This is a genomic window from Sphingomonas sp. 77B (genome assembly GCF_056497825.1).
In genome coordinates this window covers 3,312,847-3,338,013 of sequence record NZ_JBWMBY010000001.1, presented here as the reverse complement: position 1 = coordinate 3,338,013, position 25,167 = coordinate 3,312,847, and the positions used below count along the sequence as shown (strand labels likewise).

The 25,167-nt window shown below is 66.2% G+C and carries 25 protein-coding genes, 1 tRNA gene and 1 pseudogene; 11 read left to right on the top strand and 16 right to left on the bottom strand.

The annotated features are described in order from the left end of the window. Positions 1 to 15 precede the first annotated feature (15 nt). Entirely contained in the window at positions 16 to 729 is a 714-nt protein-coding gene (locus AC1GI4_RS15690) for a ParA family protein (RefSeq protein WP_479630122.1), read from the top strand. After that, positions 726 to 1,484, top strand: a complete 759-nt coding sequence (aat, locus tag AC1GI4_RS15685; protein WP_479630121.1) for a leucyl/phenylalanyl-tRNA--protein transferase — start codon at positions 726 to 728, stop codon at positions 1,482 to 1,484. Before AC1GI4_RS15690 ends, aat begins: the two co-directional genes overlap by 4 nt. Positions 1,485 to 1,519: 35 nt before the next feature. On the opposite strand, the pseudogene AC1GI4_RS15680 reads toward aat, so the two are convergent. The 5 genes and pseudogenes from AC1GI4_RS15680 to AC1GI4_RS15660 form a co-directional block, all read right to left on the bottom strand. Further along, positions 1,520 to 1,753 (bottom strand): annotated as a pseudogene (locus AC1GI4_RS15680) (DUF2155 domain-containing protein); the annotation flags it as partial. Positions 1,754 to 1,956: 203 nt separating this feature from the next. Continuing rightward, positions 1,957 to 2,349: an NADH:ubiquinone oxidoreductase subunit NDUFA12 gene (locus tag AC1GI4_RS15675; RefSeq protein WP_433910070.1), complete on the bottom strand. Its 393-nt coding sequence runs from the start codon at positions 2,347 to 2,349 to the stop codon at positions 1,957 to 1,959. A 271-nt stretch (positions 2,350 to 2,620) separates the two neighbouring features. Next, positions 2,621 to 3,103 carry a DUF192 domain-containing protein gene (locus AC1GI4_RS15670; protein WP_479630120.1) on the bottom strand — a complete coding sequence of 161 codons (483 nt, stop codon included), beginning with the start codon at positions 3,101 to 3,103 and terminating at the stop codon, positions 2,621 to 2,623. After that, positions 3,100 to 3,669: a cold-shock protein gene (locus tag AC1GI4_RS15665; RefSeq protein WP_479630435.1), complete on the bottom strand. Its 570-nt coding sequence runs from the start codon at positions 3,667 to 3,669 to the stop codon at positions 3,100 to 3,102. The genes AC1GI4_RS15670 and AC1GI4_RS15665 overlap by 4 nt, the downstream gene beginning before the upstream one ends. Before the next feature lie 131 nt (positions 3,670 to 3,800). Next, positions 3,801 to 4,289, bottom strand: a complete 489-nt coding sequence (locus AC1GI4_RS15660) for a regulatory protein RecX (protein ID WP_479630119.1) — start codon at positions 4,287 to 4,289, stop codon at positions 3,801 to 3,803. A gap of 172 nt (positions 4,290 to 4,461) precedes the next feature. Here AC1GI4_RS15660 and AC1GI4_RS15655 point away from each other — a divergent pair, with 172 nt between their 5' ends. Both AC1GI4_RS15655 and AC1GI4_RS15650 read left to right on the top strand, forming a co-directional pair. Beyond that, a complete protein-coding gene (locus AC1GI4_RS15655; protein ID WP_479630118.1) occupies positions 4,462 to 6,216 on the top strand; it encodes a fatty acyl-AMP ligase in 1,755 nt (584 codons plus the stop codon). A 145-nt stretch (positions 6,217 to 6,361) separates the two neighbouring features. Further along, positions 6,362 to 6,628, top strand: coding sequence for a hypothetical protein (locus AC1GI4_RS15650; protein ID WP_294274729.1), 267 nt, complete (start codon positions 6,362 to 6,364; stop codon positions 6,626 to 6,628). Positions 6,629 to 6,660: 32 nt separating this feature from the next. Here AC1GI4_RS15650 and AC1GI4_RS15645 read toward each other — a convergent pair whose 3' ends face one another. Then, a complete protein-coding gene (locus tag AC1GI4_RS15645; protein WP_479630117.1) occupies positions 6,661 to 6,999 on the bottom strand; it encodes a DUF3140 domain-containing protein in 339 nt (112 codons plus the stop codon). Between the two features lie 47 nt (positions 7,000 to 7,046). Next, positions 7,047 to 8,429, bottom strand: a complete 1,383-nt coding sequence (locus AC1GI4_RS15640; protein WP_479630116.1) for a hypothetical protein — start codon at positions 8,427 to 8,429, stop codon at positions 7,047 to 7,049. Between the two features lie 134 nt (positions 8,430 to 8,563). On the opposite strand from AC1GI4_RS15640, the gene AC1GI4_RS15635 reads away from it, so the two are divergent. Beyond that, on the top strand, positions 8,564 to 9,112 hold the full coding sequence (locus AC1GI4_RS15635) for an isochorismatase family protein (protein WP_479630115.1): 549 nt from the start codon (positions 8,564 to 8,566) through the stop codon (positions 9,110 to 9,112). 316 nt (positions 9,113 to 9,428) lie between these two features. On the opposite strand, the gene lpdA is transcribed toward AC1GI4_RS15635, so the two are convergent. From lpdA to AC1GI4_RS15615, 4 genes are all read right to left on the bottom strand, one after another. Next, a complete protein-coding gene (gene lpdA / locus AC1GI4_RS15630; protein ID WP_294271702.1) occupies positions 9,429 to 10,841 on the bottom strand; it encodes a dihydrolipoyl dehydrogenase in 1,413 nt (470 codons plus the stop codon). A 62-nt stretch (positions 10,842 to 10,903) separates the two neighbouring features. Beyond that, positions 10,904 to 11,299, bottom strand: a complete 396-nt coding sequence (locus AC1GI4_RS15625; protein WP_433910063.1) for an acyl-CoA thioesterase — start codon at positions 11,297 to 11,299, stop codon at positions 10,904 to 10,906. Further along, complete coding sequence (locus AC1GI4_RS15620) at positions 11,296 to 11,508, bottom strand: hypothetical protein (protein WP_058743830.1); 213 nt, start codon at positions 11,506 to 11,508, stop codon at positions 11,296 to 11,298. Before AC1GI4_RS15620 ends, AC1GI4_RS15625 begins: the two co-directional genes overlap by 4 nt. Positions 11,509 to 11,528: 20 nt before the next feature. Continuing rightward, positions 11,529 to 12,869 (bottom strand): pyruvate dehydrogenase complex dihydrolipoamide acetyltransferase, encoded by a 1,341-nt coding sequence (locus AC1GI4_RS15615; protein WP_479630114.1) that lies wholly within the window; start codon positions 12,867 to 12,869, stop codon positions 11,529 to 11,531. A 129-nt stretch (positions 12,870 to 12,998) separates the two neighbouring features. Between AC1GI4_RS15615 and AC1GI4_RS15610 the strand changes: the two genes are divergently transcribed. Further along, the gene (locus tag AC1GI4_RS15610) at positions 12,999 to 13,454 is read left to right on the top strand and encodes a universal stress protein (RefSeq protein ID WP_294273583.1); all 456 of its coding nucleotides are present in this window, start codon (positions 12,999 to 13,001) and stop codon (positions 13,452 to 13,454) included. Between the two features lie 135 nt (positions 13,455 to 13,589). Here AC1GI4_RS15610 and trxB read toward each other — a convergent pair whose 3' ends face one another. Further along, on the bottom strand, positions 13,590 to 14,558 hold the full coding sequence (trxB, locus tag AC1GI4_RS15605; RefSeq protein WP_479630113.1) for a thioredoxin-disulfide reductase: 969 nt from the start codon (positions 14,556 to 14,558) through the stop codon (positions 13,590 to 13,592). A gap of 119 nt (positions 14,559 to 14,677) precedes the next feature. On the opposite strand from trxB, the gene AC1GI4_RS15600 reads away from it, so the two are divergent. Genes AC1GI4_RS15600 through fdhD form a run of 3 tightly spaced genes read left to right on the top strand, consistent with a single transcriptional unit; the run spans position 14,678 to position 18,272 of the window. Beyond that, positions 14,678 to 16,966, top strand: coding sequence for an FdhF/YdeP family oxidoreductase (locus AC1GI4_RS15600; RefSeq protein WP_479630112.1), 2,289 nt, complete (start codon positions 14,678 to 14,680; stop codon positions 16,964 to 16,966). Continuing rightward, a complete protein-coding gene (gene mobA, locus AC1GI4_RS15595) occupies positions 16,963 to 17,469 on the top strand; it encodes a molybdenum cofactor guanylyltransferase (RefSeq protein ID WP_433910060.1) in 507 nt (168 codons plus the stop codon). The genes AC1GI4_RS15600 and mobA overlap by 4 nt, the downstream gene beginning before the upstream one ends. After that, positions 17,466 to 18,272 (top strand): formate dehydrogenase accessory sulfurtransferase FdhD, encoded by an 807-nt coding sequence (gene fdhD / locus AC1GI4_RS15590; RefSeq protein ID WP_433910059.1) that lies wholly within the window; start codon positions 17,466 to 17,468, stop codon positions 18,270 to 18,272. Before mobA ends, fdhD begins: the two co-directional genes overlap by 4 nt. 4 nt (positions 18,273 to 18,276) lie before the next feature. Here the strand turns inward: fdhD and AC1GI4_RS15585 are convergent, their stop codons facing one another. The 4 genes from AC1GI4_RS15585 to AC1GI4_RS15570 all read right to left on the bottom strand — a co-directional run bounded on the left by AC1GI4_RS15585 (position 18,277) and on the right by AC1GI4_RS15570 (position 22,307). Next, positions 18,277 to 19,446: a GGDEF domain-containing protein gene (locus tag AC1GI4_RS15585; RefSeq protein ID WP_479630111.1), complete on the bottom strand. Its 1,170-nt coding sequence runs from the start codon at positions 19,444 to 19,446 to the stop codon at positions 18,277 to 18,279. A gap of 369 nt (positions 19,447 to 19,815) precedes the next feature. After that, positions 19,816 to 19,892 (bottom strand) — tRNA-Met (locus AC1GI4_RS15580). A 55-nt stretch (positions 19,893 to 19,947) separates the two neighbouring features. Then, on the bottom strand, positions 19,948 to 20,460 hold the full coding sequence (locus AC1GI4_RS15575; RefSeq protein ID WP_479630434.1) for a 2'-5' RNA ligase family protein: 513 nt from the start codon (positions 20,458 to 20,460) through the stop codon (positions 19,948 to 19,950). Beyond that, positions 20,457 to 22,307 carry a potassium transporter Kup gene (locus tag AC1GI4_RS15570; protein ID WP_433911428.1) on the bottom strand — a complete coding sequence of 617 codons (1,851 nt, stop codon included), beginning with the start codon at positions 22,305 to 22,307 and terminating at the stop codon, positions 20,457 to 20,459. The genes AC1GI4_RS15575 and AC1GI4_RS15570 overlap by 4 nt, the downstream gene beginning before the upstream one ends. Positions 22,308 to 22,863: 556 nt before the next feature. Here AC1GI4_RS15570 and AC1GI4_RS15565 point away from each other — a divergent pair. Both AC1GI4_RS15565 and AC1GI4_RS15560 read left to right on the top strand, forming a co-directional pair. Next, the gene (locus AC1GI4_RS15565; protein ID WP_479630110.1) at positions 22,864 to 24,120 is read left to right on the top strand and encodes a threonine ammonia-lyase; all 1,257 of its coding nucleotides are present in this window, start codon (positions 22,864 to 22,866) and stop codon (positions 24,118 to 24,120) included. 115 nt (positions 24,121 to 24,235) lie between these two features. Further along, positions 24,236 to 25,033, top strand: a complete 798-nt coding sequence (locus AC1GI4_RS15560; protein WP_479630109.1) for an arginyltransferase — start codon at positions 24,236 to 24,238, stop codon at positions 25,031 to 25,033. Positions 25,034 to 25,167 lie beyond the last annotated feature (134 nt).

Below are 25,167 nucleotides of genomic sequence, written 5' to 3'. Positions count from 1 at the left end.
TCGGAGAGAAAAGCCGTGGCCGCGATCGCGATCTACAGCCTGAAGGGGGGCGTCGGAAAGACCAGCATGGCGGTCAATCTGGCCTGGTGTGCCGCCAGCCTGTGCGCGCGCCGGACGCTGCTATGGGACCTCGACCCGCAGGCCGCCTCGACCTGGCTGCTCGGCGGCGGCGCCCATGGCGACCAGGCGCAGGCCGTATTTTCCCGCGATATTTCCGCCGAGCGCCTGATCCGCCAGACCGCCATCCCGCGCCTCTCGCTGATCGGTGCCGACGATTCGCTGCGCGGTCTGGATCATCTGTTCCACGCGATCGACAAGAAGAAGCGGCTCGGCAAGCTGGTCGACGGGCTGGACGATTATGAGCGCGTCATCCTCGACTGCCCGCCCGGCCTGACCGAAACGACCGAACAGGTGCTGCGTGCGGTCGACCTGATCGTGGTGCCGGTCGTGCCCTCCGCACTCGCCACCCGTGCACTGGAGGTGGTGGATGGCTATGTCCGCGGACGCGTGCCCCTGCTGCCCGTGCATGTCATGGTGGATCGTCGCCGCCGCCTGCATGCCGAGGCGCTGGCCGCGCATCCCGACTGGCCGATCATCCCGATGGCCAGCCTGGTCGAGGCGATGGGCGAACATCGCGCGCCCCTGGGGGCTTTCGCGCCGCGCAGCGGTATCGCCCAGGCCTATGCCGATCTGTGGCGCAGCGTCGAACGGCGAATGGCGGGGGGATGAGCCGCCGCGACGACCCCGGCCCGCCCGAACGGCTGACCCCGCATCTGGTGCTGGGGGCCTATGCCGTCGGCGTTTTCCCGATGGCGGACACACGCGACACCGATCATGTCTATTGGGTGGAGCCACGCAAGCGGGCCGTCCTGCCGCTCGACGGCTTTCACCTTTCCCGCTCGCTGCGCAAGACAGTGGCGAAGGATCGGTTCCGCGTCACCGCCGACACCGCGTTCGAGTCGATCATCCGGATGTGCGCGGAGAGCGTTCCCGATCGGCCCGAAACCTGGATCAACTATGCGATCGAACGGGTCTTCATCGACCTCTTCGACATGGGGTTCGCCCATTCGATCGAATGCTGGGACGGCGACGAGCTGGTCGGCGGGCTGTACGGCCTGTCGCTGGGCCGCGCCTTTTTCGGCGAGTCGATGGTCAGCCGCCGCACCGATGCGTCCAAAGTCGCGCTGGTCTGGCTGGTCGCGCGGCTGCGCGCCGGGGGCTACACCCTGCTCGACTGCCAGTTCCAGACCAGCCATTTGTCGACCATGGGCGCAGTCGAGATCGGGCGCGACGATTATGTCGCGCTGTTGTCCGACGCATTGGCGGGCGTGGTCGCGCCCGGCGCCTCCGCTGCCGGGGTATCGGCCTCGGGCGATTTCGCCGCGCTCGACCGCTTGGGGGCGGCACCGGGCAGCGAGGCGGGAACCGTATCCGGCCCCGTTTCGGGCCAAGACATCGTGCAACTCTTGGCCCAGACATCATAGACCGGGTGGAGCACGACGTTGAGCGCGGGCCGCTCCTTGTACAGCCAGCCTGAAAAGACCCGCTGCCAGCGCTGATTGGCCCCGCGCACATCGAGCTGGACGAAAGCGCCGGTCAGCTGTTCCGGCTCCCATGACGCCGTCTTTTCGCAGGCGCGCAGACGTACCACGACATCGCCAACGCGCACCGCCTGGCCGGGTTTCAGCGTCAGGTCGCGCGACACGCCGTTGCGCTTGTTGAGCAGGCCGATCACCGCAACGCGCTCGGCCATCGGAGTCCCGCCGGTGGGCAGGTTCGCCTGCGTGCCGTCGACCGACTCGATCCCCGGCGCGGCACCGGGGCTGTCGGGTAGAATCTGGCTAACCGCCGATTCGGCGGAGCCGCCCCGATGATCGGTCAGCGCCTGATAGCCGAACCAGCCACCGACCCCCAGCAAGGCGACCAACGCACCGCTGGCCAGCCAGCGCGACGTCTTCACCCCTCGGGCGTCCAGGCTTCGTAATCGCCGGTCGCCGCCTGACGCTGGCCACCCTTTTCGAGCGCGCCGGACGGGCGATAGGCCATGGCGGTGCCGGTCATGTTCGGAATCGCTGGCTTCTGCCACGCGCGACGCGGCGGCAGCGAGCGGTCGGGCACGTCATCGACCTGATGATGCAGCCAGCTGAACCATTCCGCCGGAACGCGGCTGGCATCGTTCGAGCCGTTATAGATCACCCAGCGGCGCGGACGGCCAGCGGTGTCGCTGCCGCCCTCATAATAAACGTTGCCATGCGCATCCTCGCCCACCTGCGCCTTGCCGCGCAGACCGAACCAGGTGCCGATGGTGGCGCCGTTCCACCAGGTGAAGGGATTGAGGTTGATGCCCATGACGCGCCGTGTAGCCCGGCTCTCGCCGCCCTTCAACCGCGTTCGCGTGATTGGGACCAGTTCATGAGTTCGCTTGAAGCCCCTCCTCCCGGCAGGGGGGAGGGGTTTGGGGTGGGGGCATGGCCGCAAGCGATGGCCTCGGTGAGACATCGGCCCTCCCCCGACCCCTCCCGCCTGCGGGAGGGGAGAAGTGCGGGGCAAGGCACCGTCGCATGAAGCCCCCCACCTGCGAGGAGGCAGCGGCTCGGTTTAAACGGTCTACCTCAGCCGATCACTTCGGCCAGAAAACCGAATCGCCCTCCGCGATCCCCAGTTCCGCCGAACGCCCGCCGACCAGTTCCAGCACGGCCGCGATCGGCTCGCCGGAGGGGATCTGCGCTTCGCTGAACGGCACGCTATTCTCCGCGATCCGGGCGATCGTGCCGTCGGCGCGGATGAACAGGATGTCGAGCGGGGTCGGCGTGTTCTTCATCCAGAAGCTCGCCGCGCGAGGACCACCGCCCTCGGGCGGATAGGGTGCGAACAACATGCCGCCATCGGGTTTCAGGTCGGTGCGGTACATCAGACCCTGGGCCTGCTCGGCGGCGGTGCGGGCCGCTTCTACCTGGAAACGATGCTTGCCCTGCGCCGTGGTGATGGTGACGGGCACGGTCGCGACCTTCTGCCCCGCCTGTTCGGAGGACGATGTTTTCTCCGAACATCCCGCCAGCCCCGCGCCAGCCAGGGCCAGCGCCACCATCGCAATGCGGATCATTCGGGTCCTCTCGGCGTCACGATCACGGCCAAAGGCCCTTTCGGCCCCTCGACCACGCGCGCCGCCAGCAATTGCCCCGGCTCGACGTCCAGAATCCCGCCGCGGCGCAGCGTCTCCATGTGCACGAAGATGTCCGCCCCGTCACGCTCGCGCAGCAAAAAGCCATAGCCTTTCAGCCGGTTGAACCACTTCACCGCGACCTGTTCGGGCTCCCCGGCCTCATCGACCAGCGCGACCGGGTCGATCCGGTCGGGCGAACGCGGCCGCTTGGGCTGCTCGGGCACCGCATGGGTCAGGTCGATGGTCAGCACCTCACGCGCCTGGTACCCCCGCCCCCCGCGCGCACCCAGCAGCTCGACGCGGGCGCCCTCGGGCAGGCTGCGCCGCCCATGTGGCTGCAATATGGAAAAATGCACGAGCACATCCCCATAGATGGGATCGTCCGCCACAACGAAGCCAAAGCCCCGCGTCACGTCGAACCATTTCACGACCCCCGCCAGCCTTACGGCCGTTTCCGCCGTTTCGCCGTCGATGCCGCCCCCTTGAATTGGCGTTTCTTCCAGCATCATCGCACCCTTATACTGCAACGCTAGCAGCATTGTTCGCACTCGCAATGCGGCGACGTTCGTTTTTTGCTGGTTCGGACTGGGACGATCGTTCAAAAATCAGGCTTGGCAGCCTATGGCCTTGCGCTGGATCAATATTCTTCATCGTCCGACATCTCGCCGGGTGCCGCCGATACGATCCGCCGGGACAGCTCCATGGCATGTCCGGCGCGCAACATCGCCGCGAGTTGCTTCTCGCGCACCGCCCGGTCGACCTCGCCCTCGCCGAACGGCCCGATTCGCCGCCGCCGGGCAAAGGCCAGGGCGGCGGCTTGCGCCGCCTCGGCGACCTGGGGTGCGATCGCTTCGTGATCCTCCGCCCCGACCCGCGCGGCGTGAAGCGCCTGCGCCACGCGGCGCGCTCCCAGCCCCCGCCGCGCCAGCAAGGCCGCCTTGGCCTCCGCATAGGCCCGGTCGTCGATATAACCGAGCTCGACCATACGCGCCGCCAGCCCGCGCACGTCGGGCGGCCCTTCCCCCGCCCAGTCCCTTTCGCGCAGCTTGCGGGTCAGATAGTCGACCAGCTTGCCTTCGGTGGTGGCAAATCGCTCGACATACCGTAACGCCAGATTCTCCAGCATTTTGGGGTCAAGGGGTTTTGGCGGGCGACGATCGGCGGACACGCCTTGTTTGTGCCACACTGACACCGGAATTAGAACGCGGGAAGCCGCCATTTGATGGCGGAAAAGAATCACTCGTGCCCGCGCGATCACCTTGCGGGGACGCAAAAGCATAAGGAACGAAGGCAAGGCCATGACGATCGAGCACCATCAGGACGACGCGCGCGCCATCATCGCGACGCCGACCGAGGATGCGCTGCCGCGCCGCTTCGCCGACTTCGATACGCTGGGCGAAGCGCTGGACTATGCGGCCTCGGGCGCGCGCGGCCTAAACTTCCACGACGCACGCGGCACCCTGACCCGCCCCTACCCCTTCGCCGAACTGCGCGAGGATGCGCTGACCTGCGCCCGCCGCCTGATCGCTAGCGGCGTGAAGCCGGAAGAGCGGATCGCGCTGGTGTCCGAGACGGGGCCGGAATTCGCCGCCCTGTTCTTCGGCGTCGTCTATGCGGGCGCATGGCCGGTGCCGCTACCGCTGCCGACGTCGTTCGGCGGGCGTGACAGCTATATCGAACAGCTGCGCGTCCAGCTCGCCAGCTGCGACCCCAAGATGCTGATCTTCCCGCCCGAACTCGCCCAGATGGCGGGCGCCGCCGCCGAGGCCGCGGGCGTCGAGGGCGTGGACTGGGACAGCTTCGCCACACGCGCGGCCCCCGAGACCAAGCTGCCGAAGGCCGATCCCGAGGCGATCGCCTATCTGCAATATTCCAGCGGCTCGACCCGTTTTCCGCATGGCGTGGCGATCACCCATCACGCGCTGCTGAACAACCTGGCCGCCCACAGCCATGGCATGAAGATCCAGGACAGCGACCGCTGCATCTCGTGGCTGCCCTGGTATCACGACATGGGGCTGGTCGGCTGCTTCCTGTCGCCGATCGCCAACCAAGTGTCGACCGACTACCTCAAGACCGAGGATTTCGCGCGCCGTCCACTCGCCTGGCTGGACATGATCAGCCGCAATTCCGGTACTTCGGTCAGCTATTCGCCGACCTTCGGCTATGACATTTGCGCGCGTCGCATCTCGTCGCAGACCAAGGCGTCGGATCGCTTCGACCTGTCGCGCTGGCGGATCGCGGGCAATGGCGCGGACATGATTCGCCCCGACGTGATGCAGAGCTTCGTCGACGCCTTTGCCGATGCAGGCTTCCCGGCGACTGCCTTCCTGCCGTCCTATGGCCTGGCCGAGGCCACGCTGGCGGTGTCGATCATGCCGCCGGGCGAAGGCATCCGCGTTGAGCTGGTCGAGGAGACCCAGCTGTCGGGCGGCGCGCAAGGGACCGACCGGCCGCAGCGTTTCCGCGCCATCGTCAATTGCGGCAAGCCCGCGCGCGACATGGTGATCGAGATCCGCGAGGAAGACGGCACGCCGCTTCCCGATGGGGCGATCGGCAAGGTGTGGTGCAAGGGCCCGTCGGTCATGGTCGGCTATTTCCGCGACCAGACCGCGACCGATGCCTGTCTGGTCGATGGCTGGCTCGACACCGGCGACATGGGCTATATGTCGAAGGGCTATATCTACATCGTCGGCCGCGCCAAGGACATGATTATCGTCAACGGCCGCAACCACTGGCCGCAGGACATCGAGTGGGCGGTCGAGCAGCTGCCGGGCTTCAAGGCGGGCGACATCGCCGCCTTCGCCATCACCACGCCGGGCGGCGAGGAAACCCCCGCCGTGCTGGTCCAGTGCCGCAGCTCGGACGATGAAGAGCGCCTTCGCCTGCGCGACGAAATCCGCGAGCGGGTGCGCGCGGTGACCGGCATGAACTGCGTGATCGAACTGATCCCGCCGCGCACCCTGCCCCGCACCAGCTCGGGCAAGCTGAGCCGCGCCAAGGCCCGCAACTTGTATCTGGCGGGCGAGATCAAGCCGTACGACGTCGCGGCGTGATCCTTCGGAACAGTAAAAAGGGGCTCGATCGAAAGACCGGGCCCCTTTTTGTGCGGTTACAAAAGTCCGTTCGCGTACCCATCAGCGCTTGATACGTCCGCAGTGCTGACGCATCCTGCCGCAATTCAAGGGGGAGATGACGGGCATGAACCATATCGGCGCAATGATGATGGCCCTGGCGGTCATGACGACCGCAGCCCCCGCCATCGCGCAAGCGGGACAGGGCGCGGAGAAACCCAAGGTCAAGAAGACCTGCCGTTCGTTAACGCCGACCGGGTCCTTTCTGCCTACCCGCGTCTGCAACACGGAGGCGGAATGGCAGAAATTCGACAGCATAGGTCAGGAGGGCGTGGGTGAGTTTCGCCGGGCATTGAACATGACCAGCACGAACGAGCGCAACCGGCGTAACTGAGTTATCGATCGGGGGCGAGCCTTCGACTCCGCTCAATCCTTCAGCGGATCATGACCCCAGTTCATCAGCGAGTACCGCCACGGTGAATGCTCGGCATCCTTGTCAGGTCCACCCTGCTTCAGATGCCGGTGCACATAGCCGACGACCTTCTTCATGTGCGCATAGTCGTCGTCGGTCAGATCGGTCTTCTTCTTTCGCTTGATCTCGACGATGCGGCGGCCCGATTCATGCCCGACGCTCTCGCCTGACCCGCCCTTTTTCTGGCCGACCGCCTGCGACTCGTCGGTGTCCAGAAACTTCTCCAGCTCCGCCGGGGCCATGTTCACAGCCTCTTTAAAATCGGCGTAAATCTGCTCCTGATCGTCGGCCATGCGTGGCTCCTTTCGAAGCGCTCAACGTCGCATGGCGGCTTTGGGGTTCAGAGCAGCATCGCGTCATAGCTTTGCGGCGGCAGCGGCAGGGTAGCCCGCGCAACCCCGCCGAGGATCAGCACCACCAACAGCACCGCTCCGGTCGTCCGCACGATCCAGCGGTCGCCATGCCAGGGCTTGGCGATCATCAGCCCCAGCGCGCAGGCCATGATCGGCCAGAGGTGATAGCGGAAGTCCGACGCCACGCTGATGACCAGGAAGCTCGCCTCAAGCCCCAGCGCCGAGCCGAACAACGCCCCCGCAAAGCCATTCCCCCGCGTCACCGCCAACCCTCCGGTGGCCAGCACCAGCCAGACGATCGGCCACATGATCGGGGAATCGACCCAGGGAGCCGCCATCTTCTGCCACGCCAGCGCCGTCCGGCCCGGCTGACCCAGATGATAGTCGTTGGGCTCGCTCCCCTGCGGCGCGGCGGCATTGATCCAGCGGGCGGGCACCCAGAAGCGCCAGGTCGAATTGACATGCGCCAGCCGCTGTTCCGCATAGGCCAGCGGGTGATGCAGGATGGCGGGTGCGAGCTTGGCATAGACCTGCCCCGGCGGGGTCTTCTCGAACCGCTGGAGCCGGACGCCGCAGCGGGCGGGCTCGCCCAGCGGATCCCAGAAGAAGGGCTTTACGCAACGCTTCTCGCGAATCTCCGCCACCTCGGCGGGGGACAGCCCCATGCGGGGATCATAGGGCACGCGCACCGCGATCCCCGCCAGATCATACAGCGCCTGGGTCCGCGCGACGCCGCTGTCCGACGCGCCCAGCAGTCGGTGGTTGATGACGGGCGCCGCCGCCAGCGTAACCAGAGTCAGCGCGACGGTGATCGCGATCCGGCGCGACCAACGCTCAGCCACCAGCAGCGCGACGAGCGGCGCGATCGCGAAGATCGCATTGGCCCGCACGAGCGCGGCATAGGCGAGCAACAGCCCCGCCGCGACCCAGGCCCCGCGCGGCACCACTTGCCCCCGCAACCGCCACCAGCCGATGATCCCGACCGCACCCAGCGTCGCGCCGGTCATCTGCCCGTCCTTCAGGATCGCGACCTGCCAGCCCAGCCAGGGCGGCACCAGCCCGACCGCCAGCACCATCAGCGCGGCACGCGGTCGCCGGTCGACGATCGCCGCTGCCAGCAGGCCCAGCCCTAGCCACCAACAGCCCAATTGCAGCACCAGCATCGGCGCCGCGCCCTGCCCGGTGAACAGCGACCAGAGCCGCGCCATGATCGGTGGATGCCAGTCGTCATACTGCCCGGTCAGCGCCTGCGCATATTGGCCGACACTGTCATATTGGACGAAGCCCGGCGCGAAGACGGTGACGCTGACCCCGAACAGGATCAGGGCCGCGACGATGATGCGCAGGCGGTGGCTATGGGTTCGGGTCATGACGGATGCGACCGATGCGGCCAAAACCGGACGTTTCGCAAGCGGAATGCGGCATATCGTCGCGGTTGCGCGGGGATAGCGGCATCGGCCTCCCACGCGTAGATGGTGCGCTGGCGTCAATCGGGGGCAAGCGGATGGATAGCGACACGGCACTGCTCATCATCGACATGCAGATGGAGATGCAGCACCGGATCGACGCGGGACGTTCCCATGTCAATCCGGATGCCCCCGCCATCATCGCGGCGCTGGCCTACGCCTTTCGCGACGCCCGTCGCCCGGTCATCCATGTCCGCCATGCCGAGGCCGACCCCACCTCGCCGCTGAATCACGCTGCCCCCGGCTATTCGCCCATGGCCTGTTCGGTGGAACGGCCCGACGAGGCCGTGTTCGTGAAGCGCAGCTCGTCGGCTTTTGCGACGACGGCGCTGGAGGCGCATCTGCGCGGTCGGGGGATCACGCATATCCATGTCGTGGGGGCCGTGGCGGGGTTCTGCGTCAACTCGACGGTGCGCGCGGCCTCGGACTTGGGGTTTCGCGTGACGGTGGTACGCGACGGGGTGATCGGGTTCGACCTGCCCTCCGCCGGGTTGGACGCGGGGGTGATCTTCGACGTGACCATGGGGTTGCTGGCGGCCGACTTCGCCGAGGTGGTGGATGGCGAGGCGGTATTGGCTAGGTTGTGAGAGTGGGGCGTGGCCTTCGACTTCGCTCAGGCTGAACGAAGTGAGGGAATCAACCAAACAGCCGTTCAGACTGAGCGTAGTCGAAGGCGACGCTACTCCCTGGAGCAAGATGACATGAGATGAACTCACCCCTCCCCTTCAGGGGAGGGGCCGGGGGTGGGGCGTTTCCGCAAACGTACAGTCTGTGGCGAGGCCCCACCCCAACCCCTCCCCTGAAGGGGAGGGGCTTACGTTGGTTCAAGGCAATGTCATCACAGTCCAACGAAAAAGGGGCCCGCCGCAGCGAGCCCCTTTCCTATAACCGGATCGACCAAAATCAGATGTGGATCGCGCGCCCATAAGCCGCGAGCACCGACTCGTGCATCGATTCCGAGATGGTCGGGTGCGCGAACACCGTTTCCATCAGTTCGGCCTCGGTCGTCTCCAACTGGCGAGCAACGACATAGCCCTGGATCATCTCGGTCACTTCCGCGCCGACCATGTGCGCACCCAGCAGCTCGCCGGTCTTGGCGTCGAACACGGTCTTCACGAAACCTTCTGCCTCGCCCAGCGCGATCGCCTTGCCGTTGCCGATGAAGGGGAACTTGCCGACCTTCACCTGATAACCGGCTTCCTTGGCCTTCGCCTCGGTAAAGCCGACGCTCGCCACCTGCGGACGCGAATAGGTGCAGCCCGGGATGTTGCCTTTGTCCATCGCATGCGGGTGGACATCCTTGTTGCCCAGCGCCTGCGCAATGGCTTCGGCGGCGATCACGCCCTCATGGCTCGCCTTGTGCGCCAGCCACGGCGCGCCCGTCACGTCGCCGATCGCCCAGATGCCGTCGACATTGGTGCGGCCATAACCGTCGGTCTTGATGTGACCGCGATCGGTTTCGATGCCCAGCTTGTCCAGACCGATATTCTCGGTGTTGGGCACGATGCCGATAGCGACGATCGCGTGGCTGAACTCGGCGGTCTCGACCTTGCCGTCGGGGCCCTTCATCGCGGCCTTCACGCCCGATGCAGTCGCTTCCAGCTTTTCCAGGCCGGTCTTGGTCTTGATGGTCATGCCGAACTTGGTCAGCTGCTTGGTCATGAACTCGCTGACTTCGGCATCCTCGACCGGCATGATCCGGTCGAGCATCTCGACGATGGTCACTTCGGCGCCCATGTCGTTGTAGAAGCTGGCGAACTCGACGCCGATCGCGCCCGATCCGATGACGAGCAGCTTGGTCGGCATAGCGGGCGGCACCATCGCGTGGCGATAGGTCCAGATACGCTCGCCATCCGCCTTGGCGAAGGGCAGGTCGCGGGCGCGCGCGCCGGTGGCGACGATGATGTGCTTGGCGGTCAGCTCGGTGGTCTTGTCGCCCTGGACGACCGACAGCTTGCCCTTGGCGGTGATGGTGCCGACGCCCTCGACGACCGTCACCTTGTTCTTCTTCATCAGGCCCTTGACGCCCGCGTTGAGCTGGCCCGCCACCTTGCGGCTGCGATCGACCACCTTGTCGAGGCTGAACGAGGGCTTCTCGACCGACAGGCCGTACTGCGCGGCATGGGTCATGTAATGATAGACCTCGGCTGAGCGCAGCAGCGCCTTGGTCGGGATACAGCCCCAGTTGAGGCAGATGCCGCCCAGCCGCTCGCGCTCGACGATCGCGACCTTCAGGCCGAGCTGGCTCGCGCGGATCGCCGCGACATAGCCGCCGGGACCCGAGCCGAGGACGATAAGGTCGTAAGTGTCAGCCACTTTGATCTTCCTTCTGAACGCGCGCCTTGGCGGTGCGTGGGGGCGCAACCCCCAAGTAAATGTCAGTTTTTCGCCGGGTCCATCGGCGGAACGGTGCGCGGCTTGCGGTCCTTATCGGTCGCGACGAACACGAAGCGCGCCTGGGTCACCTTGGTCGCGTCCTCCATGTGGCGCGCGCGGCGCCAGGCCTCGACCTCGATCGTCATCGACGTGTTGCCGACGCGGACCAGCGTGGCATAGACCGACACCTCGTCGCCGACGAGCACGGGGGCGTGGAACTTCATGCCCTCCGCCGCGATCGTGACCGCGCGGCCGCCCGAATGGCGCGACGCCACCGAACCCGCCGCCAGGTCCATCTGGCCCATCAGCCAGCCGCCGAAGATGTCGCCATACGGGTTGGCGTCCGACGGCATGGCGGTGACGCGAAGCGTCGGATCGAGGTCGGGCAGCTTGCTCATTGTTCGCTATGCCTGCGCGCCATGCGGTCGGCGATGCGCGCGCGGTGGAGCGGGCCGATGCCCATTGCCACCGTCGCCAGCGCCGCCCCCGCCCCGCACCACCAGATTTCGGTGCGGGCGAGCGGATAGGCCCAGGCGGCGGCCCAGGTCATGACGAGCGCCGCCACCAGCCCCAGGCCGATATAGAACAGCTCGATCCCGACCCGCATGGCCCCCGCCCTTCGCTTCTTTAGGCCAGCATGGCGAGCGGACGCTCGACCAGCTCCTTGAACACCTTCATCAGCTCGGCGCCGTCGGCCCCGTCGATGGCGCGGTGGTCGAAGCTGCCGGTCGCCGACATGACGGTCGCCACGCCGAGCTGGTCGTCGACGATGTACGGACGCTTCTCGCCCGCGCCGATCGCCAGGATCATGCCCTGCGGCGGGTTGATGACCGCCTCGAACTGCTTGATGCCGAACATGCCCATGTTCGAGATCGACGCCGTGCCGCCCTGGAATTCATGCGGCTGCAGCTTGTTGTCGCGGGCGCGGGTGGCCAGGTCCTTCATCGTGGTCGAGATGGACGACAGCGAGCGCGTATCCGCCTCCGACACGATCGGGGTGATGAGGCCAGCCGGGGTCGACACCGCGACCGAGATGTCGGCGCGCTTGAAGCTGATCAGCTGGTCCGGCGTGAACATGACGTTGCACTTCGGCACCGCCATCAGCGACACACCCAGCGCCTTGATGAGCATGTCGTTGACCGACAGCTTCACGCCGCGCGATTCGAGACCGGCGTTCAGCTCGCCACGCAGCTTCAGCAGCGCGTCGAGGCGGATGTCCACCGTCAGATAGATGTGCGGCACCTGCTGCTTCGATTCGGTCAGGCGACGCGCGATCGTCTTGCGCATGTTCGACAGCTTCGACGCTTCGTGCGGGATATCCGGCACCTGAGCGGGCTTGGGCGCCGCGGCCGGAGCGGCAGCGACTTCCGCCGGAGCCGAGGTCGACGCAGCAGGAGCGGCGGCCTTGGCCTGGCCCGGCTGCGCGTTCTCGACGTCCGCCTTCACGATGCGACCATTCGGGCCCGAGCCGGTCACGGCCGACAGGTCGAGACCTTTTTGCGAGGCGATGCGACGAGCCAGCGGGCTGGCGATCGCGCGGCCGCCGTTGCTGGCCGGCTTGCCCGAATCGGCGGGCTTGCCGTGATCTTCGGCCTGATCGACGGTACGCTCGGCGGGCTTGGCCTCGCTGCCGGTCTTGTTGGGATCGGTCGGGTCGGTCGGCATGGGGTTGGCCGGGGCCGGGGTTTCCGACTTGGTGGGCGCCTGGACCGACGAGGCATCCTCGCCCTCTTCGGCCAGGATCGCGATGACGGTGCCGACCTTCACATTGTCGGAACCCTCGGCGACGAGGATCTTGGCGATGACGCCTTCGTCCACCGCCTCGAATTCCATCGTCGCCTTGTCGGTTTCGATCTCGGCCATGATATCGCCGGACTTCACCGTGTCCCCTTCCTTCACCAGCCATTTGGCCAGCGTGCCTTCCTCCATGGTCGGCGACAGCGCGGGCATCTTGATCTCGATCGACATGGAGGTCCTCTCGGGGCAAACCAATTCCGTAGCGGCCCGTCTCTTGCGCCCGAATTGCGCTCGGTCAAGCCATGGCCTTGCATGAAATACTATGTAACGACATCCCTTCACGGGAAATTGGGGGCCGCCATGCGTATCTATCTGGTCGTGATCGACGACAGTCCGGAATCGAAAATCGCCCTGCGCTTCGCCGCCCGGCGCGCGGTGAAGACCGGCGGCGGCGTCGAAATCCTCACCCTCCTGCCGCCGCAGGAGTTCATCGCGTTCGGCGGCGTGCAGGCGACGATCGAGGATGAAGCCCGCCAACAGGCCGAGGCGCTGCTCGCCAGCGCGGCGGGCACGATCCTGGACGAATCGGGCCTGCGCCCCTCGATCACGGTACGCGAGGGCGACGGGCCGAAGGTGATCCGCGAGATGATCGCCGCCAATCCCGACATCGCCGCACTGGTGCTGGGCGCGGCGGCCAGCGGCGCGCCAGGCAAGCTGGTCAGCCACTTTTCCGGCACCGACGCGGGCGCGCTGCCCGTGCCGGTGATGATGATCCCGGGCTCGCTGACGCCCGAGGCGATCGATCGGTTGAGCTAAAAGAAATTCCTCCCCTGTAAGGGGAGGTGGCAGTCCGCAGGACTGACGGAGGGGTGTCACCCTCTCGATAGCGGGACACCCCTCCACCATGCTGCGCATGGTCCCCCTCCCCTTGCAGGGGAGGGATTTACAGACTTACTCCGCCGCCTTCGCCATATCCTCGAACTCCGCCGCCGCCAGGAAGCGCTCGGCATCCAGCGCGGCCATGCAGCCGGTACCCGCCGCCGTCACCGCCTGGCGATACACCTTGTCCGCCACGTCGCCGCACGCGAACACGCCCGGCACGCTGGTCCGGGTCGAACCCGTCTCGACCGCGATATAGCCGTCCGAGTCCAGCTCCAGATGGCCCCGGAACAGCTCGGTCGCCGGGTGGTGGCCGATCGCGACGAAGCCGCCCTCGACGTCGAGGCGGTTATGTTCGCCCGTCACCGTGTCGACCAGATCGAGCGCGACCAGGCCCGCATTGCCGCCGCCATCGACGAACTCGCGAACTTCCTTGTTCCACAGCACCTTGACGTTCGGGTGCGCGAACAGCCGCTCCTGCAGGATACGTTCGGCGCGCAGCGAATCGCGGCGGTGGATCAGCGTCACGTCGTCCGAATGGTTCGTCAGGTACAGCGCTTCCTCGACCGCGGTGTTGCCGCCGCCGATCACCGCAACCTTCTTGCCGCGATAGAAAAAGCCGTCGCAGGTCGCGCAGGCCGAGACGCCCTTGCCCTTCATCGCCTCTTCGCTGTCCAGGCCCAGCCACTTGGCCTGCGCGCCGGTGGCGATGACCAGCACCTCGCCCTCATAGACATCGCCACCGTCGCCGATCAGGCGGAACGGACGGTTGGTCAGGTCGACCTGCGTGATCGTATCCCACATCATCCGCGCGCCGACATGTTCGGCCTGTTTCTGCATCTGCTCCATCAGCCAGGGGCCCTGGATGACGTCGGCAAAGCCGGGATAATTTTCGACGTCCGTCGTGGTGGTCAGCTGGCCGCCCGGCTGGATGCCCTGCACGACGATCGGCTGCATCCCCGCACGCGCGCCATAGATGGCGGCGGAGAGCCCGGCGGGCCCCGAGCCGAGGATGAGCATACGCGTGGTGTGGGTGGTCATGTCCGAATCCTGTGAAACGATTTGCCCCCAGATAGGCGCTGCCCGATCAAAAATGAACCGCTTCTCATGCGGCCAATCCGCTGCTGCTTCGTTGCACGTTATGAGTGGAGGTTTGCCCGATGCGCGACGACGACGATGTGAAGATCACCGAATATACCGCCCCCGCAGGCGGTTGGGGTTCGATGAAGGGCATGGCCAAGGTCCTGCCGAAGGAGGGGCTCGGCCCGGAAACGCTCGATACGCTGCGTCGCCAGAACAAGCCGGGCGGCGTGATGTGCGTCAGCTGCGCCTGGGGCAAACCGGCCAAACCGCATATCGCGGAGTTTTGCGAGAACGGTGCCAAGGCGACGGCGTGGGAACTCAGCTCGCTTCGCGTCACACCCGATTTCTTCGCCAAGCATACGGTGACGGAGTTGGAGGCGTGGCCCGATCATGACCTGGAACAGGCGGGCCGCCTGACCCATCCGATGCGCTATGATCGCGCGTCGGACAAATATGTCGCGGTCAGCTGGGACGAGGCGTTCGCCGCGATCGGTGCCAAGTTGAAGAGCTGCGACCCGACCAAGGTCGTCCTCTACGCCTCGGGCCGCGCCAGCCTCGAAACCTCGTTCATGTATTCGCTGTTCGCGCGGATGTGGGGCCAGCAGAACCTGCCCGACAGCTCGAACATGTGCCACGAGACGACCTCGGTCGGCCTCAAGTCCGCCATCGGCTCGCCCGTCGCGACGATCCAGATGGAGGATTACGACAAGTGCGACGCGATCTTCTCCTTCGGGCAGAATGTCGCGACCAACGCGCCGCGCATGCTCCACAACCTCCAGGCCTGCGCCAAGCGCGGGGTGGAGATCGTGACCTTCAACCCGCTTCGCGAGCGCGGTTGGGAGCGTTTCGCCTCGCCGCAAAATCCGGTACAGATGCTGACCGGCAGCTCGACCGACATTTCCAGCCAATATCATCAGGTGAAGGCGGGCGGTGACATCGCGGCGCTGACCGGCATCTGCAAGCTGGTGATCGAGGAGGACGACCGCGCCATCGCCAGCGGTGGCAAGCGCATCCTCGACCATCATTTCATCGAACAGCACACCACGCGGTTCGAGGATTTCGCGAATTACTGCCGCAACGCCGCCTGGAGCGACATCATCCGCGATTCGGGGCTGACCCGCGACGCGATCGAACAGTCGGCGCGCGTCTATATGAAGTCCGAACGCGTCATCGCGGTATACGGCATGGGCATTACCCAGCACCGCTATGGCATCGATGCGCTGCACATGATCGTCAATCTGCTCCTGCTGCGCGGCAATATCGGCCGCGAGGGCGCAGGGCCCGGCCCGGTACGCGGGCATAGCAATGTGCAGGGCCAGCGCACCGTCGGCATCACCGAGAAGACCGAACTCGCCCCCGTCGAGCGGCTCAAGGAGCTGTTCGAGTTCGAGCCGCCGACCGAAAATGGCTGGGACACCGTCGAGGCCTGTCGCCAGATCATCGCCGGGACGGCGCAAGGCTTCGTCCAGCTGGGCGGCAATTTCCTGCGGGCGACACCCGAGCACGCCAAGATGAAGGCGGCCTGGGCGAAGCTGCCTATCACCGTCCATATCGCGACCAAGCTCAACAAGAGCCATCTGGTGCCCGGCGAGGAAAGCTATATCCTCCCCTGCCTCGGTCGGTTGGAGACCGACATGCAGGCGGGCGGCCGTCAGGCGGTGTCGATGGAAGATTCGTTCAGCCATATCTATGGTTCGGTCGGCAAGGCGACGCCCGCCGCCGACACGTTGCTGTCCGAACCGGCCATCGTCGCGGGGATCGCCAAAGCCGTGCTGGAGCCCAATCCCAATGTCCCCTGGGACGAATGGGTCGGCGACTACAGTCTGGTCCGCACCGCGATCGAGAATGTCTATCCGGACAAGTTCGCCAATTTCAACGAACGGCTGTTCGAACCCGGCGGCTTCTGGAAGGGTAATCCCGCCTCGCATCGCAAATGGGAAACCGAGAGTGGCAAGGCCGAGTTCAACGTGCCGCGTGCCATGGACGCCTCGGGCATCACCCCCGCCGAGGGGCGGATGCGGCTCATCACGCTGCGCTCGAACGACCAGTTCAACACGACCATTTACGGCTATGACGATCGCTTCCGGGGGATCAGCGGCACGCGGATGGTCGCGATGATGAACAAGGCCGATATCGCCAGGCTGGGCCTGACCGATGGTCAGACCATCGCGCTGGAGGGCGATGCCGATGACGGCGAGGAGCGCGTGGTCGAAGGCCTTCGCGTGGTCGAGTACAACATTCCGGAAGGCTGCATCGGCGGCTATTATCCCGAACTCAACTATCTGATCCCGCTGGAGCATCATGCGCTGGAAAGCCATGTGCCTGCGGGCAAGTCGGTGCCGGTGAAGGTACGCATCCCCGCATGAGCATATTGGGTGCCGTACTGGCCGGAGGCCAATCCTCGCGCTTCGGCTCGAACAAGGCGGTCGCCATGCTCGGCGACCGCACATTGGTGGCCCATGCCCGCGCGCGCCTAGCCCCATATTGCGCGCGCGTGGTGCAGGTCGGCGGCGTGGACGGCGTGCCCGACATGCCCGCCGCCGGCCTGGGTCCGCTGGGTGGCATCGCAGGGGCGCTGGATTACGCCGCGAGCCACGGCTTTCGCTGCGTCCTGACCATCGGGTGCGACATGCCGCGCCTGCCCGAGGGACTGATCGAGGCGATCCTGCGGCGCGAACCCAGCTATTGCCGGGACGCGCCGGTGCTGGGGCTGTGGCCCGCCGCGTTAGGTGCGCATCTGATGGCGCATCTTTCGCTGGGGCAGGACCGCTCGGTTCGCGGCTGGGTACGCGCGATCGGGGCGATCCCCATTTCCTCACCCGAGCCCATCGCCAATGTGAACACGCCCGCCGATCTCGCCGCGCTGTGACCGCAGAACATGAGCCTGCCCGGACACTGACGCTGATCCGCCTGCCATCAAATGGCGCGACCCATTCGATCGAACGCGACATTGCCGTCGAATGCCCGGTCGCGATCGAGGTCGACGGGTTCGGCTATGCCGTGATGATGATGACGCCCGAGCGGCTGGAGGATTTCGCCACCGGCTTCCTGCTGACCGAGCGATTGATCGACGCGGCGAACGATATCCTCGCCATCGAGCCGTTCGCGGCAGAGAGCGGATGGATCGTCCGGGTGACGCTGGCCGAGCATCTGCGCGGTCGGATGCAGGACCGGGTCCGCCACCGGACGAGCGACACCAGTTGCGGGCTATGCGGCCTGTCGGGACTGGAGCAGATCGCTCGGCCCGTAACGCGGCACCCTCCCCGACCGAGCGTCAGCGTCGAAACGCTGTTCGCGACGCTCGGCACGATCCGCGCGAATCAGCCGCTCAATGCCCGGACGGGTGCGGTCCACGGCGCCATCGCCTGCGACGCGGAAGGGATCGTCCTCGCGGCGGCGGAGGATGTCGGGCGGCACAATGCCCTCGACAAGCTGGTCGGTGCCCTGGCCCGCGACCACGCGATACAGCCCGACTTCATCCTCGTCACCTCGCGAATCAGCTATGAGATGGTCGACAAGGCGCTGGTGGCCGGGGTCGGCCTGCTCGTCGGCATCTCCGCGCCGACCAGTCTGGCGATCGACCATGCCCGCGCGCATGGCCTGACGCTGATCGCGCTGGCCCGATCCGATGCGATGCTGGTCGCGCACGATCCGCACGGCCGCTTCGCCTGACCGATCAACCCGCGACGAGCCGGGGCCCTTCCGCCCAGCCGATGTCGCTCCGCTCGGACGACCTGTCCAAAGGCTCCTGAAGGATGCGGTCGCGTCCCGCCCGCTTGGCGCGATAGGCGAGCTGGTCGGCATGGGCGATCAGGCCGTCCAGCGTCTCGCTGGCGCGGTAGCGTACGATCCCGCCACTGACCGTCAGCGCGGGCAGCCCTTTCTCGGCAAAGGGCTTCAAGGCACCGCGAATCGCATCGGCCAATCGGGCCGCGCGCGTGCCGGTCGTATCGTGGGGGATCAGGACGGCGAACTCCTCACCCCCCATGCGCACCGCCAGCATGTCCGTGGCGACCAGATCCTGCAGCACCCTCGCAAAGGCGACCAGCACGCTGTCGCCGGTCGCATGACCATGGCGGTCGTTGATCGACTTGAAGTGATCGAGATCGAGGAACAGGGCATGGAGCCCCTCCCCGCGCAGCGTCGCCTCGACCAGCAGCCGCGGCCCCACCCGATACAGACCACGCCGGTTGGTGAGGCCGGTCAGCGGATCGGTCTCCGCATCGAGGATCGTCTCCTCCAGCGCCTTTTGGATCACCAGCAGCAACAGGCAGAGCCCCGCCGCGACCAAGAGCACGCCGGTCGAGATTTGCGACACCACGGCATAGACGCTGCCAAGATAGGATTTGGGCGTCGGCCCCGAGCCCAGCGAGACGACGAGGAAAGGCTTGAGCAGGAAATGCGCGGCGATGACGCCGAAAATTCCGACCAGCATGGCCCGAATCGGCCCGGCCTGCCCGATCTGGCGCGCGACGAGCATGACGGCGATCGCCGCAACCGCGAAGGGAAGCTGAAACAGCAGCTCATAGGGCAAGGTGTTGCGCGCCCCGTCCCAAATGACGAGGCGCAGCCCGATCCCGGCGGCCCATAGCAGGAGCGCCAGTCGCCATTGCGGGCGACGCCCGACAAAGGCCTGTATCCCCACCGCCATCATGACGATGCCGCCGAGGAACACCCCGTAGCCGAGCAGCGAGAACAGCGCGACCTGATCGGTATAGAGGATCAGCAGATGACAAATGGGGGTCAGAAACCCGAGCAGGTAGCTGACCATGAACCAGGCCGTCGCCCGCTGGCGCGCGTAGGACAGCGCAATCACGCCGTAGGTCACGACGAAAAGCGCCGCCATGCAGCTATTGGCTATCAAGGCATAGACAGCAGCATTCACGGCCTAAGTTCCGACACTCCCTGGGAAATCGTAACGCAGACCTATCCGGCAGAGGAAAAGGAGAGGTTAAGGCGCAGCACCGCACCCCAGGCCCCCGGGCCTTGTTCCCCCTCCAAACGCGGGCGACGATAAAACAATTATGGCGGATACGCCATGCTTATGGGCGATGGAATCCACCGAACGCGATCGATTCGCATCATCCTGCCGTCGGAAGGCAGTGACGGGAGCGGATCGGACTGGCCGCCGCTATAACGTCCGGGCATGATCGGTCGAACCAGGCAGCCTTGGGCTCGCCGAAACCGTCATGATGATAGGGGAAAATACACCGGGTGGTAGCGAAGGAGGGACTTGAACCCCCGACACGCGGATTATGATTCCGCTGCTCTAACCAGCTGAGCTACTTCGCCATGCTAGGCGTTCCACCCGGTGGAGGCGCGCCTATAGACAGGGGTTTTTCGGGCGTCAAGCGAACAAATGACGCGAAAGCATTTCCCATGGGCCGCCGCGATACCACCAGGCGCCCAGCCCGATCAGCTCCACGGCGCGCGGCCGGAAATCACGCTCCATCTGCTGCAGGAGCAACTTGGCGGTGGCGGGCGTTACCTTGTTCTGGATCGTCACATGGGGGCGCCATCCGCCCGCATCCTGCGGGGTAAGCATGCCCGCAAAGGCGTCGACCAGTTCGCGGCGAATGGCGACGAGGCCGGGCGATTCGATGCGGATCGCCACGCCCCGGCCCAGCGACATCAACCCGCCCGCCCGCACCTCGGGCGCGCGAACCCCGCGCGTCAGGCCGTTGAGGCGATGCTTCAACTCGGCCTCCGCCGAGGGCGGCAGATGGTGGAACAGCGTGCAATGCGCGTCGAGCACGTTGCGCTCCGGCGGGAAATGCTGGCGGCGCAGTCCGTCGAACCAGCCCTGATCGGTTCGGCCGAACAGCGCGGTGACGATAATCGGGGCGGGCTGGTCGGTCAGATTTCCACCTGACTGCCCAGCTCGACCACGCGGTTGGTCGGCAGGCGGAAAAACTCCATCGCGCTTTCGGCGTTGCGCAGCATCCAGGAAAACAGCTTCTCCCGCCACATCGACATGCCCGGCCGCTCGGCGGCGAGCAGCGTCTGGCGCGACAGGAAGAAGCTGGTGTCCATCATCTTGAACGCGCCGCCTTCCATCTCGACCCGCTTCAGCGCAGCGGGAACATCGGCCTCCTCCATAAAGCCGAAGCGCAGGACCACGCGGTGGAAGCCATGGCCCAGATCGTCGCGTTTCGCCCGGTCATCCTCGGGCCAATAAGGCTGGCTCATGACCTTGACGGTCAGCAGGACGATGCGCTCGTGCAGCACCTTGTTGTGCTTGAGGTTGTGGAGCAGCGCATGGGGTACGCCCTCGGGCGAGGACGTCATGAAGATCGCCGTGCCCGGCACGCGGCTGGCCGCGCCCGCCGCCGAATCGATGAAGATGTGGATCGGCATCGTGCCTTCGCGCAGCCGCTCGATCATTAGCTTCCGTCCCGTCGACCAGGTGGTCAGGAAGGTGAAGATGACGAAGCCGACCAGCAGCGGGAACCAGCCCCCCGACGGCACCTTGGTCAGGTTGGCGAGGAAATAGGCCCCGTCGACCAGGAAGAACAGTCCCAGCAGGGGCATGGCGGCATAGAGCGGCCATTTCCACAACCGGGTCAGCGCCACCCCCAGCAGACAGGTGTCGATCAGCATCGCCCCCGTCACCGCGATCCCGTAAGCCGAGGTCAGGTTGGACGAGGACCGGAAGAACAGGACCAGCAGAAGCACCATTACCATCAACAACCAGTTGATGAGCGGGATGTAGATCTGCCCGGCCGTCGCCGCGGACGTGTGCTCGATACGCAGCCGCGGCATGAAGCCCAGCTGGATCGCCTGTTGCGTGACCGAGAACGCGCCGGTGATGACCGCCTGGCTGGCGATGACCGCCGCCGCCGTCGCCAGGATCACGAGCGGCAGCTGCAACCCCTCGGGCGCCAGCATGTAGAACGGGCTTTCGAGCGCGGCGGCGCCTTCGCGGAACAGCAGCGCGCCCTGCCCCATATAGTTCAGCATCAGCGCCGGGAGCACGAACACCAGCCAGGACAGGCCGATCGGTCGCCGACCAAAATGGCCCATATCGGCATAGAGCGCCTCAGCCCCCGTCACCGCCAGCACCACCGATCCCAGCGCCAGGAAGCCGCGCACCGGGTCGATGAAGAAGAAGCGCACCGCATGATGCGGCGACAGTGCCTGGAGGATTTCGGGCGTCTGGACGAAGCTCATGATGCCCAGCACCGCGATCGTGCCGAAATAGAGGAGCATCACGGGACCGAAGAACAGGCCGACCCGTTCCGTGCCCGAACGCTGGATCTTGAACAGCACGATCAGGATGGTGATCGCGATCGGCAGCACAAAGCCGCCAAAGGCGGGCGCGGCCACCGCCAGCCCCTCGACCGCGCTGAGCACGGTGACGGCGGGCGTAATCATGCTGTCGCCATAGAAGAGCGCGGTGGCGAACACGCCGAGCAGCACGATCCCGCGCGACCAGCGCCGCGTCTTGGTTTGCCCCGACACCAGCGCGAGCAGTGCCAGACTGCCCCCCTCGCCCTTGTTGTCGGCGCGCATGATGATCGCGACATATTTGATCGAGACGACGATCATCATCGACCAGAAGATCAGGCTGATGACGCCCAGGATATGCGCGTTGTCGAGCGGCAGCGGATGGTGCGGGTTCGCGAAGGTTTCGCGGAACGCATAGATCGGGCTGGTGCCGATATCGCCGAACACGACGCCGATCGCGCCCAGCGCCAGCCGCGCCATGCTCTGGGGCGGATGAGGATAGCTATCCTTGCTGGCGGTGGTGGCGACCCCGGTGGGTGAGACGCTCATGACTGGGGGATCGGGCCGGTGATGGAAAGGATCATCGGCGACATCCGTGGCAACCCTGTGATCATCGCGACGCCCTAGCATGGCCCCAAAAAGCCAGCAACGCAGGGGCCATGCGCTTGTTGCATCTATGCATGATTTCGAGGGATGGGCGATGCCGCGATGCAACAGTGGCAACGCGACTGCTCGGCGCGGCAGTCTCTGCGAGACCCCATTGCCCTCCCCCAACCCCTCCCGCCTGCGGGAGGGGAGAGGCTAGCGAAGGCGCGGACGGTCAGTCCCAGACACGCCCCTCCCGCAAGCGGGAGGGGATGGGGGAGGGAAAGCCACAGACGATGAACTCGGTGAGACACCCTGCCCTCCCCCGGCCCCTCCCGCCTGCGGGAGGGGAGAACAAGAAGGAGCCGCCTTTCATCGACCCTTTCCTCGACAATGCCATATCCCACCCGAGACGGTTCACCTCCCGCCGCTGATCGGCTACGGCATAACCATGGTTAGTCGTCCCGCCGCTCAGGCCGCTTCGGAAATCCCGCCCCCGATCGTCACGATCGACGATGTTCGCGCCGCCCATGCGCGGATTTCGGATCGGATTGTCCGCACGCCGACCTTGCTCAGCCGGACATTGTCGAAGCTGACCGGGGCGACGGTCTATCTGAAGTTCGAGAACCTGCAATTCACCGCCGCCTACAAGGAGCGCGGTGCCCTCAACACCCTGTTGCAACTCTCCGACGAAGCCCGCGCCAAGGGCGTGATCGCCGCGTCGGCGGGCAATCATGCGCAGGGGCTGGCCTATCACGCCAACCGGCTGGGCATCCCGGCGACCATCGTGATGCCGCGCACCACGCCGATCGTGAAGGTCGTCCAGACCGAGGGCCACGGCGCGACCGTGGTGCTGGAGGGCGACAATTTCGACGCCGCCTATGCCCATGCCCGCGAGCTGGAGGCCGAGCGCGGCTTTACCTTCGTGCACCCGTTCGACGATGCGCGCGTCATCGCGGGGCAAGGCACCGTCGCGCTGGAAATGCTGGAGGACGCACCGGACATCGACACGCTGATCGTGCCGATCGGCGGCGGCGGCCTGATCTCGGGCATCGCCACGGTCGCGGCGGCGGCGGGCAAGCCGGTCGAGGTGGTCGGCGTCCAGGCCGAGCTGTTCCCGTCGATGTACAACAAGCTGAACGGCACCGACCTGCCTTGCGCGGGCGATACGCTGGCCGAGGGCATCGCAGTGAAGGTGCCGGGCGGCCTGACCTCGCAGATGGTCGCGCAACTGGTGCGCGAGATCGTACTGGTCGACGAACGCCATCTCGAGGAATCGGTCAGCGCCCTCCTCCAGATCGAAAAGACGGTGGTCGAAGGCGCTGGCGCAGCGGGCCTTGCCGCGCTGATGTCGCATCCCGAACGCTTTCGCGACAAGACCGTCGGCATCGTGCTGTGCGGCGGCAATATCGACACGCGCCTGCTCGCCAACGTACTGCTGCGCGACCTCGCCCGCTCGGGGCGGCTCGCCCGCCTGCGCATCCGGTTGCAGGACCAGCCGGGCGCGCTGTTCAACGTCGCGCGCATCTTCGACCGCGAGCGGGTGAACATCATCGAGGTCTATCACCAGCGTGTCTTCACCACCCTGCCCGCCAAGGGCCTCATCACCGATATCGAGTGCGAGACGCGCGACGCGCTGCACCTGCACCGGCTGATCGAGGCGCTGCGCGCGGCGGGGTATGAGACGACGCAGGTCGAACTCGCCTGATCGCGACGCCATTTCTGGCCGATCGTCCCGTTTCCGAACGATGCTGACCCATCGCTTCGGACGGGAAGATCGGTAAAGAGGGACATCGTCCCCAATCGTAAGGAATTGCCCGGCGGTGACCGCGCCTTTTCGTTTCCCGCGCTTCTTCGTCACCAGCCCCGCCCCCTGCCCCTATTTGCCGGGGCGCGACGAGCGCAAGGTGTTCACCGAGCTGAACGGCGACCATGCCGACGAATTGAACGAAGCGCTGAGCCGCATCGGCTTTCGCCGCAGCCAGGGGGTCGCCTATCGCCCCTCCTGCGCCGGGTGCAGCGCGTGCGTGTCGGTGCGCGTCGTGGCGGCCGGTTTCCGCCCCAACGGCACCCAGCGCAAGCTGCTGCGCCGCCATGCCGACCTGGAGGTCACCGCCTGCCAGCCCTGGGCGACGGCCGAACAGTTCACGTTGCTCCGCCGCTATCTGGGCGAACGCCATCCGGGCGGCGGCATGGCGGCGATGGACGAGAGTGACTATGCCGACATGGTTGAGCTGTCGCCGGTCCAGTCGGTGCTGGTCGAATATCGCGAGCCGACCGCCGCGGATGGCACGCGCGGGCGACTGGTAGGCTGCTGCCTGACCGACCGGCAGGGCGATGGCCTGTCGATGATCTACAGCTTCTTCGAGACGGAGGATGAAAGCCGCCCCGGCCTCGGCAACTTCATCATCATGGACCATATCCTGCGCGCGCGCGCGGCCGACCTGCCCTTCGTCTATCTCGGCTATTGGGTGAAGGGGTCGCCACGCATGGCGTACAAGACCCGCTACCAACCGCTGGAGGCGCTGACCGTGCGTGGCTGGGTGCCATTCACCGGCGAAGGCCATGCCCCGATCGCACCACCGCCGGTCGAAACCGCCGCCGAGGCCGGGGAAGTCTGAGCCAGAGACCGATGCTCACCCATTCGTCCCCTGCAAGGGGAGGTGGCAGGGCGAAGCCCTGACGGAGGGGCGTCCCGCTTGGCGAGGGACGACCCCACTCACGACGGGTGACACCCCTCCGACGCGCTGCACGC

Coding starts and splice junctions, on each gene's coding strand:
- aat (WP_479630121.1), top strand. CDS start 726: ATGAGCCGCCGCGACGACCCCGGCCCGCCCGAACGGCTGACCCCGCAT.
- AC1GI4_RS15675 (WP_433910070.1), bottom strand. CDS start 2,349: ATGGGCATCAACCTCAATCCCTTCACCTGGTGGAACGGCGCCACCATC.
- AC1GI4_RS15670 (WP_479630120.1), bottom strand. CDS start 3,103: ATGATCCGCATTGCGATGGTGGCGCTGGCCCTGGCTGGCGCGGGGCTG.
- AC1GI4_RS15665 (WP_479630435.1), bottom strand. CDS start 3,669: ATGCTGGAAGAAACGCCAATTCAAGGGGGCGGCATCGACGGCGAAACG.
- AC1GI4_RS15660 (WP_479630119.1), bottom strand. CDS start 4,289: ATGCTGGAGAATCTGGCGTTACGGTATGTCGAGCGATTTGCCACCACC.
- AC1GI4_RS15655 (WP_479630118.1), top strand. CDS start 4,462: ATGACGATCGAGCACCATCAGGACGACGCGCGCGCCATCATCGCGACG.
- AC1GI4_RS15650 (WP_294274729.1), top strand. CDS start 6,362: ATGAACCATATCGGCGCAATGATGATGGCCCTGGCGGTCATGACGACC.
- AC1GI4_RS15645 (WP_479630117.1), bottom strand. CDS start 6,999: ATGGCCGACGATCAGGAGCAGATTTACGCCGATTTTAAAGAGGCTGTG.
- AC1GI4_RS15640 (WP_479630116.1), bottom strand. CDS start 8,429: ATGACCCGAACCCATAGCCACCGCCTGCGCATCATCGTCGCGGCCCTG.
- AC1GI4_RS15635 (WP_479630115.1), top strand. CDS start 8,564: ATGGATAGCGACACGGCACTGCTCATCATCGACATGCAGATGGAGATG.
- AC1GI4_RS15625 (WP_433910063.1), bottom strand. CDS start 11,299: ATGAGCAAGCTGCCCGACCTCGATCCGACGCTTCGCGTCACCGCCATG.
- AC1GI4_RS15620 (WP_058743830.1), bottom strand. CDS start 11,508: ATGCGGGTCGGGATCGAGCTGTTCTATATCGGCCTGGGGCTGGTGGCG.
- AC1GI4_RS15615 (WP_479630114.1), bottom strand. CDS start 12,869: ATGTCGATCGAGATCAAGATGCCCGCGCTGTCGCCGACCATGGAGGAA.
- AC1GI4_RS15610 (WP_294273583.1), top strand. CDS start 12,999: ATGCGTATCTATCTGGTCGTGATCGACGACAGTCCGGAATCGAAAATC.
- trxB (WP_479630113.1), bottom strand. CDS start 14,558: ATGACCACCCACACCACGCGTATGCTCATCCTCGGCTCGGGGCCCGCC.
- AC1GI4_RS15600 (WP_479630112.1), top strand. CDS start 14,678: ATGCGCGACGACGACGATGTGAAGATCACCGAATATACCGCCCCCGCA.
- mobA (WP_433910060.1), top strand. CDS start 16,963: ATGAGCATATTGGGTGCCGTACTGGCCGGAGGCCAATCCTCGCGCTTC.
- AC1GI4_RS15585 (WP_479630111.1), bottom strand. CDS start 19,446: ATGGCGGCGCTTTTCGTCGTGACCTACGGCGTGATTGCGCTGTCCTAC.
- AC1GI4_RS15570 (WP_433911428.1), bottom strand. CDS start 22,307: ATGGCGCGGCTGGCGCTGGGCGCGATCGGCGTCGTGTTCGGCGATATC.
- AC1GI4_RS15565 (WP_479630110.1), top strand. CDS start 22,864: ATGGTTAGTCGTCCCGCCGCTCAGGCCGCTTCGGAAATCCCGCCCCCG.